The organism is Streptococcus sp. 2022WUSS135 (assembly GCF_044427045.1).
Taxonomy (GTDB): domain Bacteria; phylum Bacillota; class Bacilli; order Lactobacillales; family Streptococcaceae; genus Streptococcus; species Streptococcus hashimotonensis.
The window spans coordinates 13,398-29,964 of sequence record NZ_JAOTGL010000021.1 but is presented as its reverse complement, the minus strand read 5'-3'; the positions used below and the strand labels follow the sequence as shown (position 1 = coordinate 29,964).

The following is a 16,567-nucleotide window of genomic DNA, read 5'->3' as shown; positions in this document are numbered from 1 at the left end:
TACATTTTCATGCCTTTCTAGTTGTTTTGTGGTTATTATAATTATAAAGCATGAAATGGAAAACGAGCAACTCCTAAGTGGAATTGCTCGTTTTTTATATGTGAGAAGCTAGTTTTTGCCCAGCCTCATTAGTCAAGTAATTATAGCACTAACCTGAACGAAGTTCAGCGAACGTCTTTAGACGTCGCTGGAGAGAAACGGCTTATAGCCGGTGTACAAGCCACCCGTTTTCACGGGTGGTTATGACTATATGACTTTTAGTCCGTCATGATTCGTAAAGTATGTGATTATCTAAAGAATGGATTGAAATTTTTCTCATGTCCAACGCTGGTATTTTGACCGTGACCTGGATGGACAGCATAGTGGTTTGGCAGGGTGAAGATATGCTCTCTGATACCAGTAATCAGGTCATCAAAGTTGCTGGTAGGCAGGTCTGTACGTCCCACAGTTTCGCGGAAAAGTGCGTCTCCAGTGATGACACATTCATCCTCTGGGAAGATAAAGGAAACACCACCAATAGAGTGACCAGGTGTTGGAACTACCTTGAAATGAAAACCGTCAAACTGGTAGTCTTCTTGGTATTGGAAGATTTTTTCAGCAGGTCGGCAGACTACATTCTCCATATCATCATGACGAGGTAGACCTGATAGATTCATCTCTGGTGTATAGAGCCAGCTGGCTTCGCTTTCAGCCACATAGACAGGCGGGAAATTGTAGGTCTCACGCAGAATGTCCAAACTCATAATATGGTCATAGTGAGTGTGAGTCAGGAGAATAGCCGAAATTGGTTTTCCGATTTTTTCGATAGTTACTTGAATTTTTGTCCAGTCACTCCCAGGGTCAATGATAATCAGATGGTTATTATTTTCAAGGTAGTAGGTATTTTGAAAAGCGACAGGATTGACAGATTTGTGAATAATCATTCTTTTTCCTTCTTCTAACAGTTACTGATGTTACTAGTCTAACAAAAAAACACGTCTTCTTCATGGAATTTGTTTGGAGCTTTTTCCATGAGAGGGAATATGCTATAATGAACAGTATGAAAGATACAAGAACAAGCAATCGGTATGCCGTTGTAGATTTGGAAGCAACTGGTACAGGTACCGATGCAAAAATCATTCAAATCGGGATTGTTCTCGTTGAAAATGGAGAAATCATTGACAGTTACGCAACGGACATCAATCCCTATGAGCTACTGGATGACCATATCAAGAATCTGACAGGTATCACAGACCAACAGCTAAGTCAGGCTCCAGATTTTGGTCAGGTAGCAAGTACCATTTATGACATGATTGGAGATGCTATATTCGTCGCCCATAATGTCAAGTTTGATGCCAATCTCTTGGCAGAAGCACTCTTTTTTGAAGGCTATGAACTGTTGACGCCACGTGTAGATACGGTGGAATTATCACAGCTATTTTTCCCGACTTTTGAAAAATACAGCTTGGGAAATCTTGCAGAGCATTTGGAACTTGGTTTGGACCAGGCGCACACGGCCATATCAGATGCCATGGCTACGGCGCGCTTGCTCATCAAAATTCAAGAGAAAATAAAGAGCTTACCCAGGTCTATTGTTGAAAAGATTCTTGATTTGGCGGACAATCTGCTCTTTGAATCCCGTCTGGTCATTGATGAAATGGTGCCTGTTCTGTCAGAAAACCTATCATACGATTTAGAATCTATTCATGGCTTGGTCTTGAAAAAGCCAGAAGAACTCAAGTCGGTCTACCGATTATCTGAAGATTTTTCGACCAATATTGCCCTTCTCGGCTTGCATGAACGCAAAAAACAAACTGCATTTGCTCAAGTAGTAGAAAAACGCTTGGCTGACGAAGAAAAAGTGCATTTTATACAGGCACAGGCAGGCTTGGGGAAGACTTACGGTTATCTCTTGCCTTTACTTGCTAAGTCAGACCAGCCTTTATTGGTCACCGTACCGACCAAGTTCCTTCAAGAGCAGATTATGGAAAAGGAAGGGAGCAAGCTTAAAGAGATATTTCGTATTCCCATAGTCTCTCTAAAATCGCCCAAGCATTTTATCAAGTTAGACAGCTACTGGAGAACCCTGCAGAGGCAGGATGATAATCGCCTGGTCAATCAATTCAAAATGCAGGTGCTAGTCTGGTTATGCGAAACCACGACAGGTGATTTGGATGAGCTTAAGCAAAAACAACGCTATCAAGCTTACTTTGATGAGATTGCCCACGATGGGAAATTGGAGCCAGAAAGTCTTTTTTGGGGCTTGGATTTTTGGCAACGGTTGAACCAACAAGCTCTCTCTAGTAGATTGCTCATTACCAACCACGCTTATTTTCTCAACCATCTTAAGGATCAAGACCCTCTCATGGATAAGCGTCTGGTGGTGATTGATGAAGCTCAAAAGTTTCTCTTGGCTGCTGAAAATCTAGCGACGGCTTCGCAAGATTTGACAAGTATGTTACAAGTATTGCAAAGTAAAAAGGACAGAGCGACGACTATTTTGGACCAACGCTTGTATGAGTCTTGCCAGTTTGAACTCAACCATTTTTTGAGTCGTTTTCGTCAGCATGGTCAACGAGAGGTTCAAAAGGCTGAACTTCATCAACTTGGTCAGAACCTGGTGGAGCTTGGAGATGTTGATTTGAACGACTTGCATCAGCTCATAGACTATTACGATACCTTTTGGTTGGAGGAGAAAAATTTAGAAGAAAAGCGGCTTGCCTATTTGCGGGGCTCCAAGGACAGCCTCCTAAATGCGATCAGCTACCTGCCTGATACCAAGATTTTCTGCATCAGCGCCACCTTGACCATCAGCAAAAAGGTCAGTCTGGCGGATCTGCTGGGCTTTGAGCAGGTTACCTTGGATTTGATACCGACTCAAACTGTGACCAACCAGCAGTTGCTTTTTCCGACTCATCTCCCCGACATCCTGGCTTGGACCAAGGAGGAGCATGCAGCTTATTTGGCTACTACTTTAGGAGAAATAGCAGAGCTGGGACGACCGATTTTGGTCTTGTTCACATCGATTTCTCTGCTCTTGCAGGTGTCGGATTTGTTAGAAGACAATAACATTCCCCACCTAGCCCAGCACAAGCATGGACAGGAAATGACTCTCAAACGCAAATTTGAACGAGGGGAATGCCAAATTTTACTCGGCACAGGCGTATTCTGGGAGGGAGTTGACTTTGCCAGCCAGGACCAATTGATTCAGGTCATTACAAGGCTCCCATTCGACAATCCAAAGGACCGGTTTGTACAAAAAATTAATCACCATCTGCGTGAAGAAGGGAAAAATCCATTTTATGATTACAGCCTGCCTATGATGATGATTAAGCTCAAACAAGCCATCGGGCGTACCAATCGTCATGACAAACAAGATTCACTAGTCTTGGTTTTGGACCCGCGTGTTCACACCAAACGCTATGGACGGCAAATTCTGTCCTTCTTTGAGAAAGATTATTCAATGTTAAGTGTGGATGCGAAAGAAATAGAAGGAGCTATTCAAGATTTTTTCGAATAAGTTGAAAGGGAGTGAGAAAGAACTCGACTGGTCTAAAAAGAGTTCGTCAACAAGTCTTTATTTCTAGTTGTTGAGCTGAAACAGTCTATTCCCAGACTGTTTCACTCCCACCCCCGCATAGCTCCAACAGTCAGAGTAGTGACTGTTGGAGGTTGGAGATGAAGCGAACTTTGTTCGCAACAGTCGTAATGGTCAGATTTGGAGTGTAATACACGAACAAATCTGCCAATCAACCACTGCGCTGAGATGTTGACACGAACTCTGAGTAGTAGCCGCTGGGCTTTTTGCCCAGCCTCTTTGTTTCCAGCGTTTTTAATGCTGCTCATATTCCCTTTCTCCTTGCTGAATAACAGTGATTTTCTTTATGATTAAAATATGGTATAATTTTCCAAATATTAGTTTTTGTGAGAAGAGATTATGACAGAAAAAACAATTGTATTTAAGGTTGGCACCAGCTCCCTGACCCAAGAAAATGGCAGTCTGGATCGGATTAAGATTGCTCGGATTACCAATCAGCTGGCTCAGTTGCACCAGAAGGGCTACCAGATTGTGCTGGTGACGTCAGGATCGATTGCTGCTGGCTTTCGGAGATTGGGCTTTGACAAGCGACCGACTAAGATTGCGGAGAAACAGGCTTCTGCGGCTGTGGGTCAGGGCTTGCTGATTGAGGAATACACGCAAAACCTGATGAAAGATGGCATCGTGTCGGCTCAGATTTTGCTGACCCAGGATGATTTTGCGGATGCCAGACGTTATCAGAATGCTTCTCAGGCCATGCAGGTCTTGCTCAAGCAACGAGCTATTCCTATTATCAATGAAAATGATACCATTGCTATTGAGGAGATTAAGGTGGGGGATAACGATACTTTATCTGCCCAGGTGGCTTCTCTCTTGAAAGCAGACCTCTTGGTGCTTTTGACGGATGTGGATGGACTTTACACGGCCAATCCCAACAGCGATCCGACAGCCCAGCACTTACCTGAAATCAAGGAAATTACGGAAGATTTGTTTGCCATGGCAGCAGGAGCAGGCTCGTCTAACGGAACAGGTGGCATGACCACCAAATTGCAGGCGGCCCAGATTGCGACCAAGTCAGGCGTACCCGTCTTTATCTGCTCTTCAAAAGAGGATACTGCTCTCTTGCAGGCAGTCACCCAGGCCAATCGTGGCACTCTCTTTTTAGCAGATGATCATGCCATGAACCAACGCAAGCAGTGGATGGCCTTCTACGCTCGGACAGATGCGGCGGTTGAAGTGGATGCAGGAGCAGTTGATGCCATGTTGCACCAGGGACGCAGTTTGTTAGCTACTGGTGTCAAAGCCCTCGAAGGTGACTTTGAAGTGGGTCAGGTCGTAGAGGTTTATAGTCAAGCAGACCATCGTTTGATTGGTAAAGGGCGGGTTAAACTGTCCTCCAAGGACTTGCAGGACCAGTTGGCAAATGGCAGAGCGGAGGGCGTGTTGATTCACCGCAACGATTGGGTGAGCTTATAGTTGTTCAGTTTGTCTTGATTATGTTGACGAACGAGCAAACTGAAAGACTAAATAGGAGAAATTTATGACAACAACACAAGCATTATTAGATAGTTTATTGACCCACAAGGCCTCAATCAATCTAGCAACAACCGAACAGAAAAATCAAGCTCTATCAGTAATGGCAGACCAGTTGGTTGCTCAGACTGAGGCAATTTTAGCAGGCAATGCCATTGATATGGAAAATGCCCAAGGCAAGATTAGCCAGGTCATGCAGGACCGTTTGCTTCTGACAGCTGAGCGGATTGAAGCTATGGCAGACGGCATTCGGGCCTTGATTGGCTTGCCAGATCCTGTTGGGCTGGTCTTAGAAGAATCCACTCGGGCAGACGGCTTGAACATTCGCAAGAAATCCATTCCCTTTGGCTTGGTGGGAATGATTTACGAAAGCCGTCCAAATGTGACCTCAGACGCTGCAGCCCTTGCTATCAAGAGCGGAAATGCAGTCATCTTGCGTGGTGGCAAGGAAGCCTTTCATTCGGCTCAGGCCATTGTCACTGCCCTCAAGGCTGGTTTGGAAGAGGCTGGTCTTTCTACAAAGGTCATTGAGTTGGTTCAAGACACCAGCCGGGTTTCTGCGACGGAGTTGATGACTGCCAAAGGAAAGATTGACCTCTTGGTGCCACGTGGCGGTGCAGGACTCATTCAAGCCGTCGTTGAAAATGCGACTGTGCCAGTTATCGAAACAGGCACAGGCATCTGCCATGTCTATGTGGACAAGGATGCGGATTTAGATAAGGCCCTTCAGATTGTGGTCAACGCTAAAACCAGTCGTCCCTCAGTCTGCAATGCGGCGGAAGTCTTGCTAGTTCACGAAGCTATTGCCAGCCAATTCCTACCTCGCTTGGAAGAAGCTCTTTCTGGTCAGGTGGAATTACGTGCTGACAGTCAGGCGCAGGCTATTCTAAACCAATCCACACCGGCAGACAACCAAGATTTTGACACGGAATTTTTAGACTATATCATGGCTGTCAAGGTCGTTTCAAACGTAGAAGAGGCTATCAGCCACATTGCTCAACACTCGACAGGGCACAGCGAGGCCATCGTGACTGAAAACAGCCAAACGGCAGAACTTTTCACACTCCATGTGGACTCGGCTGCGGTCTATGTCAATGCCTCGACCCGTTTCACAGACGGTGGCGAGTTCGGTCTGGGCTGCGAGTTGGGCATTTCCACTCAGAAGATGCACGCCCGTGGTCCTATGGGCCTGCGTGAGATGACCACCTACAAGTACATCATCACAGGCGACGGCCACATTCGTTAGGAGGACAAGATGAAGATTGGATTTATCGGACTGGGCAACATGGGAGCGGCCCTGGCCCAAGCGGTCAGCCAGCAGCCAGATACCCAGCTCCTACTCAGCAACCACAACCCAGCAAAAGCCCAGGCTCTACAAACTCAGCTGGGCGGTCAGCTATTGTCTAATGGACAAATAGCAGAGCAGGCCGAGGTGATTTTCCTTGGGGTCAAGCCTCACCTGATTCAGACAGTCTTGTCAGGCTTGCAGGACCAGATTAGCCAGAATCCGTCAACTATCTGGATTTCCATGGCAGCGGGTGTGACCCTTGACAGCCTGGTAACTTTTGTATCGGCAGACAAGATCATTCGTATCATGCCCAACACACCAGTCGCTATCGGCCAAGGCATGACAACCTATAGCTTGGTCAATCAAGAGCTTGCTCCGCTATTGGAACAAATCCTAGAAAAATCAGGCAAGGTCCAGCAAGTGCCAGAGAGCTTGATCGACGCAGCGACGGCTATCGCAGGCTGCGGTCCAGCCTTTGTCTATCAGATGATTGAGGCCTTGACGGATGCTGGTGTGCAGAACGGGCTGACGGCTCAAGACGCCAAAGTTCTTGCAGCTCAAACCCTAACAGGTACCGCCCAAATGGTCTTGAACAGCGACAAGCACCCAGCCCAACTGAGACAGGAAGTGACTTCGCCAGGCGGTTCGACCATCGCAGGAGTGGTAGCTCTTGAAAAAGAAGGCTTCCGTTACGCCATCATCAAGGCAGTCGCTGCTGCCCTCAAAAAGACCAAGAAATTGGGGGAGAAATAAGAGGTAAGTGTAGAAAGATCAAAAAGAGTTCGTCAACAATTCCTCGTTTCAAGTTATAGAGCTGAAACAGTCTATCCCCAGACTGTTTCACTTTTCATAATCTCCTTAAAAACTTGGCTACTTGGTCAAGTTTTTTTGCAAATCAAAAAGCGAAGAAAATTATCCTCGCTGTGTTTTCTCTTTAATCCATTGACTGACGTTGGACAGGGTTTTGATTTGCTCTGCCTTACGTTTTTGTTCGTGGACAAAATCTGCAAAGCTTTGCTTGACGCCATCCTTTTGAACCTTATCCTGCAAATCATGCCATTTCTTTTTAAGGTTGCTGGAAGTCCGTTCATAGTATACCTCAAGGATTTCTTCCTTGGACTTGTAATTGCGGTAGAAGGCGTTGCGAGAAACTCCCGCTTTACGAACCAATTCAGATACCGAAATTTGCTTGAGCTCCTTTTTCTCTAGGAGAAATAGCAGAGCAGTTTCTATTGATTCCTTAGTCAGTTGATTCGCTTCTTTATTTGATTGATAGAGGTTTTTCAAAGATTGGGGTGAAATTTTACGACCTGCCATAGTTTTCCTTTTCCGAGTGTCACATCTGAAAGAAAATGCTTTCAGATGGGGTAGTTTAATGATATAATTGTAAGTAAATAGAGATTTATTGTCAAATAAAAAAGTAAAATTGGAAATGAGAATATTATGTCAAAATGGAAAATTGTTACAGATTCGGGCTGTGACTATCGTCAATTAGCTAATCTAGCTCCGGATACGGAATTTATTAGTGTGCCACTTACCATCCAAGTTGGAGATCAAGCATTTGTTGATGATGCAAGCTTGGATATTGATCACATGATGGAGGTGATGGAGGCATCTAAGTCTGCAGCTGGGTCGGCGTGTCCAAGTCCGCAGGCTTATCAAGCAGCTTTTGAGGGAGCTGAGAACATTATCGTTGTGACGATTACAGGTGGGCTATCGGGTAGTTTTAATGCGGCACGTGTAGCTAGGGATATGTATATCGAAGAGCATCCGAATGTCAATATCCATTTGATAGATAGTTTGTCAGCCAGTGGGGAGATGGATTTACTTGTAGACGAAATCAATCGCTTAATTGGTGCAGGATTAGATTTTCCACAAGTAGTAGAAGCGATAACTCACTATCGGGAACACAGTAAGCTCCTCTTTGTTTTAGCGAAGGTTGATAATCTTGTTAAGAATGGAAGACTGAGCAAATTGGTAGGCACTGTCGTTGGTCTTCTCAATATCCGTATGGTTGGTGAGGCAAGTGCTGAAGGAAAATTAGAGTTGCTTCAAAAGGCGCGTGGCCATAAGAAATCTGTGACAGCGGCCTTTGAAGAAATGAAAAAAGCAGGCTATGATGGTGGTCGAATTGTCATGGCCCACCGCAACAATGCCAAGTTTTTCCAACAATTCTCAGAGTTGGTAAAAGCAAGTTTTCCAACGGCTGTTATTGACGAAGTTGCAACATCAGGTCTATGCAGTTTTTATGCTGAAGAAGGCGGACTTTTGATGGGCTATGAAGTGAAAGCGTGATTCACAGAGTAACAATTTTGGGATGTAATTTCCACTATAGAATAATCCCCCTCGTCTTTTAAGTTCGAGGGGGATTGTTTGTGTGAGACTATTAGATTTCATTCATTCAAATATCTTACGAATTGCTCCAGTTTATCTGCAAAATCTTGTTCAAAGAAGATCTGTAAGAAATCAGCTTTCTGTCCGCTGAAATAATAACATTTTCCAAACATGTGTTGGATGCTAGGAGAAAGAATCCCCTTGCTTAGCTGAAAGGTCACGCTCCCTTTGGAAATTCGATATGGGATATTCAAAGCGTATTTCTCTAAACAATCTTTTATTTTATTCCACTGAGCGTGATAAATATGATGAAGATGCTGTGTGTTCCGTGCAAACATACCGTTATCAATGTAGAGCGAGAGAGCTTTTTGCATGATAAGATTGGTATCGTAGTCGATTAGACTCTTATGTTTGATGAAGGTATCACGTAGCTGATTAGGAAGGCTGATTGCACCGATTCGGAGGGCAGGAAAGAGTGTCGGTGTAAAAGATTTTATGTAGATGACACGATTATCTGTATCAAGATAGTGTAAAGGTAGGCTATGACTAGAGTCGAAATCCGCCAAATAGTCATCCTCAATGATGTAGACATCGTATTGCTTTGCTAATTTTACGATGGCTGTTTTTGTTGCTATATCATAGGTTGAACCGAGAGGATTGTGCAAGCGAGGAATTGTGTAGAAAAACTTAATTTTTCCAGTTTGGAAGATACTTTCCAATTCTTCTAGGTCAATTCCATCGAAATCCCGTTCAATTGTTTGATAGGGGATTCCTTGATGTCGAATGAGCTCTATCATTCGTGAGTAGGTAGGGTTCTCTATCAAGATTTCCGTTTTTCCAGCCAAGGTTTCCATTTGTGTGAGAATATATAGAGCTTGTTGACTACCAGCTGTGATAACCAGCTGGTCTTTTTTTGTATAGACATGATAGTCCATTAACAGACTTTGAACGGAGGAAATCAATTCTGCCAATCCCTCTTGCTGGTGATAGTAGTTGAATAGGTAATTTTCCCGCCCAATAAGACTTTCGTTTAGACAAATCCGAAAATCTTCATAGGGTAATTCTTGAAAGTCTGCAGGATTGAGCTCTACAGTATGGTCTTGGAAATCTCTATCTTCTAAGATATAATAACCGCTTTTTTCGACAGCGTAGATCTTATTTTGGTACTTTAATTCCAACATAGCCTTTTGGACAGTGTCTTTGCTACAATGATATTGCTCGCTGAGTTGACGGATAGAAGGTAATTTCTCTCCGCGTTTGAATCGGTGTTCCTCTATTCCAGTCAAAATATCTTGGATGATAACTTGATATTTTTTCATCTAGGTCCCCTTTTTATAGACTATGTTACTAGCTAGTATATAGGAAAAGTTGCAGAAATACAATATATGAATAATGGGGTTGAGGTTCAGGAATTAAGCTACTATATGATATAATTAAGTGATGAAAATAATTATACCTAATGCAAAAGAAGTAAATACAAATCTAGAGAATGCCTCGTTTTATCCCCTGTCTGATCGAAGCAAGCAGGTGCTGGATGCCATAAGTCAATTTGATGTAAAAAAGATGGCTGCCTTTTATAAATTGAATGAAGCAAAGGCTGAGTTAGAAGTTGATCGTTGGCATCGAATCAGGACAGGTCAAGCAAAAACCTATCCAGCCTGGCAGTTATATGATGGTCTCATGTATCGTTATATGGATAGGCGAGGTATAGATTCGAAAGAAGAAAATTATCTACGTGACCACGTTCGTGTTGCGACAGCCTTATACGGATTGATTCATCCTTTTGAATTCATTTCACCTCACCGCTTAGATTTTCAAGGGAGCTTAAAGATAGGCAATCAGTCTTTGAAACAGTACTGGCGACCGTATTATGACCAAGAAGTTGGTGATGATGAACTGATTCTCTCACTGGCTTCGTCAGAATTTGAGCAGGTGTTTTCTCCACAGATTCAGAAAAGATTAGTTAAAATTCTTTTCATGGAAGAAAAAGCAGGTCAGCTAAAAGTTCACTCGACTATATCAAAAAAAGGTAGAGGAAGATTGCTGTCCTGGTTGGCTAAGAACAATATTCAGAAATTATCGGACATTCAAGATTTTAAGGTGGATGGCTTTGAATATTGTACTGAAAAATCAACAGAGAATCAGCTGACTTTCATACGCTCAGTTAAATTATGAAAAAAAGAACAAGATTCCAAAAAGAATAAGATAACGTTTTTCATCACTAATATGGCTACGTGGCTAGTAAAATATTGTTTTTTGTGATACAATAGGTGAGTTATAAGTAAAAGGAAGGTTGTTTATGAAGAAGAGAAGCAGATGGAGGAAATCGCCTAAGCTTAAGTTGCTAAATTTTGCGCTTTGGGGGCTATATGCCATTATTCTATGTCTGTTCTTAGTGACTATGTATTGCTATAACATCCTAGATTTTCGGTATTTAAACTATATTGTAACAATCCTGTTGATAGGGGTTGCGGTATTGACTGGCTTGTTGATGTGGCGTAAGAAAGCGCGTGTCTTTACAGCACTCTTACTTATTTTTTCACTGGTCATCACTTCTGCCGGAATCTATGGAATGCAAGAAGTTGTAAAATTTTCAACACGACTAAATTCAAATTCGACATTTTCAGAATATGAAATGAGCATCCTCGTCCCAGCAAATAGTGAGATTACAGATGTTCGACAGGTCACTAATGTACTTGCTCCGGCTGAATACGATCAAGACAACATCACTGCTTTATTAGATGATATTTCCAAAATGGAGTCTACTCAATTAACTACAAGTCCGACGACCTCTTATCTAACAGCCTACCAAGCTATGCTAAATGGTGAGAGTCAAGCAATGATTTTCAACGGAGTTTTCACCAATATTTTAGAAAATGAGGATCCAGACTTCTCTTCAAAAGTGAGGAAAATATATAGTTTCAAAGTGACTCAGACTGTTGATACAGCTACTAAGCAGGTGAGTGGAGACAGTTTTAATATCTATATCAGCGGCATTGATACATATGGTCCAATTTCGTCTGTTTCGCGTTCAGATGTTAATATTATTATGACTATTAATCGTGCTACACATAAGATTTTATTGACAACTACTCCACGAGATTCTTATGTTGCTATCGCAGATGGTGGGCAAAATCAATACGACAAATTAACTCATGCTGGTATTTATGGTGTCAATGCCTCTGTGCATACCTTGGAAAATCTTTATGGTATTGATATTAGCAACTATATTCGTCTCAACTTTACATCCTTCCTACAGTTGATTGATGTGGTTGGAGGTATCGATGTAGAAAACACCCAAGAGTTCACAAGTGGTGAGCATACTTTCCCGGTGGGAACAGTACACTTAGATGCAGAGCAAGCGCTAATCTTTGTTCGTGAGCGGTATTCGTTGGCTAATGGTGATAATGACCGTGGTAAAAATCAAGAAAAAGTCATTGCAGCACTTATAAAAAAATTGAGCTCACCAGAGAATTTACGTAATTATCAAGCTATTTTAAATAGTTTAGAAGGATCTATTCAAACGGATCTAAGTATTGAAACAATTATAGGCTTAGTTAATACACAATTAGAAGCCGGCACACAGTTTACAGTGGAGTCACAAGCGCTAGTTGGAAATGGGCGAACAGATTTGCCTTCTTATGCTATGCCGGATTCACAACTTTATATGTTAGAAATAAACCAAGAAAGTTTGGAACAAACAAAGGCTGCTATTCAGTCAGTATTGGATGGAAATTAAAAAAATAGGGAGAAAACATGAATAATCAAGAAATGAATACAATCGAAATTGATATTTTACTCTTACTGAAAACGATTTGGAGAAAAAAAATCTTTATCCTTCTGCTGGGACTATTAGGTGCAGGGTTAGCTTTTGCTTATAGTAGTTTTTTGGTAACGCCGCAATATGATTCGACAACTCGTATCTATGTAGTTGGGCAACATGCTGAAGCTGGCGCGGGATTGACAAATCAGGATTTACAAGCTGGGTCTTATTTGGTAAAAGACTATCAAGAAATCATCCTATCACAAGATGTGCTGACACAGGTGGCTACAGAGTTGAATTTGAATGGAAACCTAAAAGAAAAGGTTTCAGTTTCTATTCCTGTTGATACTCGTATTGTTTCTATCTCCGTGCGTGATGCGGACCCAAATGAAGCAGCTCGCATTGCAAATAGTCTCCGTACTTTCGCATCACAAAAAATCATCGAAGTTACAAAAGTGAGTGATGTGACAACACTTGAAGAGGCTGTCCCAGCAGAGGAGCCATCAACTCCTAATACCAAACGCAATATCTTGCTTGGTTTATTAGCCGGCAGTATCTTGGCAACAGGTCTCGTGTTGGTTATGGAAATTTTGGATGACCGTGTAAAACGTCCTCAGGATATCGAAGAGGTAATGGGATTGACCTTACTTGGTGTAGTGCCAGATTCGAAGAAATTGAAATAGGAGAAAAATATGGCGACATTAGAAATTGCACGTACGAAGAAAGAATTAGTAAATAAGACGGAAGAATATTTTAACGCTATCCGTACGAATATTCAACTCAGTGGGGAAGATATTAAAGTGGTTGGCATAACTTCTGTCCAATCAAATGAAGGAAAGAGTACAACAGCAGCCAGTCTTGCTATTGCCTATGCTCGTTCTGGCTACAAGACGGTCCTGGTTGATGCCGATATTCGAAACTCAGTGATGTCAGGTTTCTTTAAGCCAATTACGAAAATTACTGGTTTAACTGATTATTTAGCAGGAACTACTGATTTATCTCGAGGGCTATGTGAAACAAATATTCCGAATTTAACAGTTATCGAGTCTGGTAAAATATCACCAAACCCAACTGCCCTTCTACAAAGTAAGAATTTTGAGAACTTATTAGCTACTCTTCGTCGGTATTTTGACTATGTGATTGTTGACTGCCCCCCTCTAGGGATGGTAATCGATGCGGCAATTATTGCCCAGAAGTGTGATGCAATGGTTTTAGTAGCAGAGGCAGGACATGTTAAACGTTCAGCTGTGAAAAAAGTAAAGGAGCAGTTGGAGCAAACAGGAACACCGTTCTTAGGCGTTATCTTGAACAAGTATGATATTGCAACTGAGAAATATGGTGATTATGGAAATTATGGTAACTATGGAAATTACGGTAAAAAAGCTTGATTTTTATTATATGAGCTTTGATTAAGTAGGTGTTAGTATGATTGATGTTCATTCGCATATTATATTTGGTGTGGATGATGGTCCAAAGACAATTGAAGAGAGTCTAGATTTGATAGGAGAAGCTTATCGTCAGGGGGTTCGCTTCATAGTTGCTACTTCTCATAGACGAAAAGGGATGTTTGAAACTCCTGAGAAAATTATTATGACTAATTTTGTTCAAGTAAAAGAGAGAGTTAAAGTAGCTTATCCAGAAATGACTTTATGTTATGGAGCGGAACTTTACTATAATAAGGATATCCTAAGTAAACTCGAAAAAAAGGAAGTTCCAACTCTTAATGGAACGCGCTATATTCTCCTAGAATTTAGTAAGAATACTCCTTGGAAAGAAATCCAAGAGGCTGTGAATGAAGTAATGTTACTTGGACTGACTCCACTACTTGCCCATATAGAGCGTTATGATGCTCTGGCATTTCAGTCAGAGCGAGTAGAAGAGTTAATCGACAAGGGGTGTTATACTCAAATTAATAGCAACCATGTGTTAAAACCAGGTTTAATTGGTGACCGAGCAAAAGAGTTTAAGAAACGGGCACGGTACTTTTTAGAGCAGGATTTGGTGCACTGTGTGGCTAGTGATATGCATAATTTATCAAATAGACCTCCGTTTATGAGAGAGGCTTATAAGTTAATAACAGAGGAATTTGGGGAAGATAGAGCAAAAGCTTTATTGAAAAAGAACCCTCTTATGTTATTAAAAAACCAGGTGATTTAAGCTGGTTACTCTAGATTTTGGAGAAAAAAATGGATTTAGGAACTGTTACCGATAAACTGTTAGAGCGTAATAGCAAAAGATTGATACTTATATGCATGGATACTTTTCTTATTGTAGTTTCCATGAATTTGAGTAGACTGTTCTTGGATATTATTATTGACATTCCAGATGAACGTTTCATTCTTGCAGTTTTATTCGTATTGATATTCTATCTGATTATTTCAGTTAGATTAAAGATTTTTTCGTTAATTACGAGGTATACCGGTTATCAGAGTTATGTAAAAATAGGGTTGAGCTTGATATCTACTTATTCATTATTTTTAATTATCTCAACGATTTTATGGCAGAGTTTTAGTTATCGCTTCATCTTAGTATCCTTATTTTTGTCATATGTATTGCTCATTACCCCAAGGATTGTTTGGAAAGTCTTGCATGAGACACGAAAAAATGCTATTCGTAAGACGGATAGCTCACTGCGAATTTTGGTGGTAGGTGCTGGAGATGGTGGAAATATTTTTATCAATACCGTCGAAGATCGAAAATTGAATTTTGAAATTGTCGGCATAGTCGATCGTGATCCAAATAAACTTGGAACATTTATCCGTAACACTAAAGTTTTAGGAAATCGCAATGATATTCCACGCTTAGTAGAAGAATTGGCAGTTGATCAAGTAACGATTGCTATCCCTTCCTTAAATGGTAAGGAGCGAGAGAAGATTGTTGAAATCTGTAATACTACAGGAGTGACTGTCAATAATATGCCTAGTATTGAAGATATTATGGCGGGGAACATGTCTGTCAGTGCCTTTCAGGAAATTGACGTAGCAGACCTTCTTGGTCGACCAGAGGTTGTTTTAGATCAAGATGAATTGAATCAGTTTTTCAAAGGGAAAACAATCCTTGTCACGGGAGCAGGTGGCTCTATCGGTTCAGAGTTATGTCGTCAAATTGCTAAGTTTACGCCTAAACGCTTGTTGTTGCTTGGACATGGAGAAAATTCAATCTATCTCATTCATCGAGAGTTACTGGAAAAGTACCAAGGTAAGATTGAGTTGGTCCCTCTCATTGCAGATATTCAAGATAGAGAATTGATTTTTAGCATAATGGCTGAATATCAACCCGATGTTGTTTATCATGCTGCAGCACATAAGCATGTTCCTTTGATGGAATATAATCCACATGAAGCAGTGAAGAATAATATTTTTGGAACGAAGAATGTGGCTGAGGCGGCTAAAACTGCAAAGGTTGCCAAATTTGTTATGGTTTCAACAGATAAAGCTGTTAATCCGCCAAATGTTATGGGGGCGACTAAGCGGGTAGCAGAAATGATTGTTACTGGCTTAAATGAAACAGGACAAACACAATTTGCTGCAGTAAGGTTCGGAAATGTTTTAGGTAGTCGTGGAAGTGTTGTTCCTCTATTTAAGGAACAAATCAAAAAAGGTGGTCCAGTTACCGTTACTGACTTTAGGATGACTCGTTACTTCATGACTATTCCAGAAGCCAGTCGTTTGGTTATCCAAGCAGGACATTTGGCAAAAGGCGGAGAAATCTTTGTCTTGGATATGGGTGAGCCTGTACAAATTCTGGAATTGGCAAGAAAAGTTATTCTGCTGAGTGGTCATACTGAGGAAGAAATTGGAATTGTTGAATCAGGTATTCGTCCTGGGGAAAAACTCTACGAGGAATTACTATCAACAGAAGAACGTATCAGCGAACAGATTTATGAAAAAATATTTGTAGGTCGCGTTACAAATAAACAATCGGACATTGTCTATTCATTTATCAATGGATTACTTCAAAAAGATAGAAATGAATTAAAAGATAAGTTGATTGAATTTGCTAAACAAGAGTAAGAAAGTAAAAAAATATTTTTACTTTCCTAGAGTTTAAACGATGTTTAGGCTCTAGGATGGTTGAAATACTTAATGAATATAATATTGGAGAGTCGGTTCCAAGATATTTAAAATTTAGT

At 41.4% G+C, this 16,567-nt stretch carries 15 protein-coding genes; 11 read left to right on the top strand and 4 right to left on the bottom strand.

Annotated elements, in window-relative coordinates; all coding sequences use genetic code 11:
- Window positions 1–287: 287 nt before the first annotated feature.
- Window positions 288–923, bottom strand: coding sequence for an MBL fold metallo-hydrolase (locus ODU45_RS07435; protein WP_205026626.1), 636 nt, complete (start codon window positions 921–923; stop codon window positions 288–290).
- 107 nt (window positions 924–1,030) lie between these two features.
- Between ODU45_RS07435 and ODU45_RS07430 the strand changes: the two genes are divergently transcribed.
- Window positions 1,031–3,499, top strand: coding sequence for a bifunctional DnaQ family exonuclease/ATP-dependent helicase (locus ODU45_RS07430; RefSeq protein WP_398581059.1), 2,469 nt, complete (start codon window positions 1,031–1,033; stop codon window positions 3,497–3,499).
- Window positions 3,500–3,600: 101 nt separating this feature from the next.
- Here ODU45_RS07430 and ODU45_RS07425 read toward each other — a convergent pair whose 3' ends face one another.
- Window positions 3,601–3,825 (bottom strand): hypothetical protein, encoded by a 225-nt coding sequence (locus ODU45_RS07425; RefSeq protein ID WP_205026624.1) that lies wholly within the window; start codon window positions 3,823–3,825, stop codon window positions 3,601–3,603.
- A gap of 91 nt (window positions 3,826–3,916) precedes the next feature.
- Between ODU45_RS07425 and proB the strand changes: the two genes are divergently transcribed.
- From proB to proC, 3 genes are all read left to right on the top strand, one after another.
- Window positions 3,917–4,993, top strand: coding sequence for a glutamate 5-kinase (gene proB / locus ODU45_RS07420; protein ID WP_205026623.1), 1,077 nt, complete (start codon window positions 3,917–3,919; stop codon window positions 4,991–4,993).
- Between the two features lie 64 nt (window positions 4,994–5,057).
- Window positions 5,058–6,296 (top strand): glutamate-5-semialdehyde dehydrogenase, encoded by a 1,239-nt coding sequence (locus ODU45_RS07415; protein WP_205026622.1) that lies wholly within the window; start codon window positions 5,058–5,060, stop codon window positions 6,294–6,296.
- 9 nt (window positions 6,297–6,305) lie between these two features.
- Window positions 6,306–7,091 (top strand): pyrroline-5-carboxylate reductase, encoded by a 786-nt coding sequence (gene proC, locus ODU45_RS07410; protein ID WP_205026621.1) that lies wholly within the window; start codon window positions 6,306–6,308, stop codon window positions 7,089–7,091.
- Between the two features lie 159 nt (window positions 7,092–7,250).
- On the opposite strand, the gene ODU45_RS07405 is transcribed toward proC, so the two are convergent.
- Entirely contained in the window at window positions 7,251–7,655 is a 405-nt protein-coding gene (locus tag ODU45_RS07405) for a TetR/AcrR family transcriptional regulator (protein ID WP_205026620.1), read from the bottom strand.
- A gap of 126 nt (window positions 7,656–7,781) precedes the next feature.
- Between ODU45_RS07405 and ODU45_RS07400 the strand changes: the two genes are divergently transcribed.
- On the top strand, window positions 7,782–8,633 hold the full coding sequence (locus ODU45_RS07400; protein WP_205026619.1) for a DegV family protein: 852 nt from the start codon (window positions 7,782–7,784) through the stop codon (window positions 8,631–8,633).
- A 98-nt stretch (window positions 8,634–8,731) separates the two neighbouring features.
- Here the strand turns inward: ODU45_RS07400 and ODU45_RS07395 are convergent, their stop codons facing one another.
- Window positions 8,732–9,991 carry a PLP-dependent aminotransferase family protein gene (locus ODU45_RS07395; protein ID WP_398581058.1) on the bottom strand — a complete coding sequence of 420 codons (1,260 nt, stop codon included), beginning with the start codon at window positions 9,989–9,991 and terminating at the stop codon, window positions 8,732–8,734.
- 121 nt (window positions 9,992–10,112) lie between these two features.
- Here ODU45_RS07395 and yaaA point away from each other — a divergent pair, with 121 nt between their 5' ends.
- The 6 genes from yaaA (at window position 10,113) to ODU45_RS07365 (ending at window position 16,448) form a co-directional block, all read left to right on the top strand.
- The gene (gene yaaA, locus ODU45_RS07390; protein ID WP_044759784.1) at window positions 10,113–10,847 is read left to right on the top strand and encodes a peroxide stress protein YaaA; all 735 of its coding nucleotides are present in this window, start codon (window positions 10,113–10,115) and stop codon (window positions 10,845–10,847) included.
- Window positions 10,848–10,971: 124 nt separating this feature from the next.
- The gene (locus tag ODU45_RS07385) at window positions 10,972–12,411 is read left to right on the top strand and encodes an LCP family protein (protein WP_398581057.1); all 1,440 of its coding nucleotides are present in this window, start codon (window positions 10,972–10,974) and stop codon (window positions 12,409–12,411) included.
- A 17-nt stretch (window positions 12,412–12,428) separates the two neighbouring features.
- Window positions 12,429–13,118, top strand: a complete 690-nt coding sequence (locus tag ODU45_RS07380) for a YveK family protein (protein WP_024399722.1) — start codon at window positions 12,429–12,431, stop codon at window positions 13,116–13,118.
- A gap of 9 nt (window positions 13,119–13,127) precedes the next feature.
- On the top strand, window positions 13,128–13,823 hold the full coding sequence (locus tag ODU45_RS07375) for a tyrosine-protein kinase (protein ID WP_024383053.1): 696 nt from the start codon (window positions 13,128–13,130) through the stop codon (window positions 13,821–13,823).
- A gap of 37 nt (window positions 13,824–13,860) precedes the next feature.
- The gene (cps4B, locus tag ODU45_RS07370) at window positions 13,861–14,592 is read left to right on the top strand and encodes a capsular polysaccharide biosynthesis protein Cps4B (RefSeq protein ID WP_398581056.1); all 732 of its coding nucleotides are present in this window, start codon (window positions 13,861–13,863) and stop codon (window positions 14,590–14,592) included.
- 29 nt (window positions 14,593–14,621) lie between these two features.
- On the top strand, window positions 14,622–16,448 hold the full coding sequence (locus ODU45_RS07365) for a nucleoside-diphosphate sugar epimerase/dehydratase (protein WP_105140341.1): 1,827 nt from the start codon (window positions 14,622–14,624) through the stop codon (window positions 16,446–16,448).
- The last annotated feature ends 119 nt before the right edge of the window (window positions 16,449–16,567 follow it).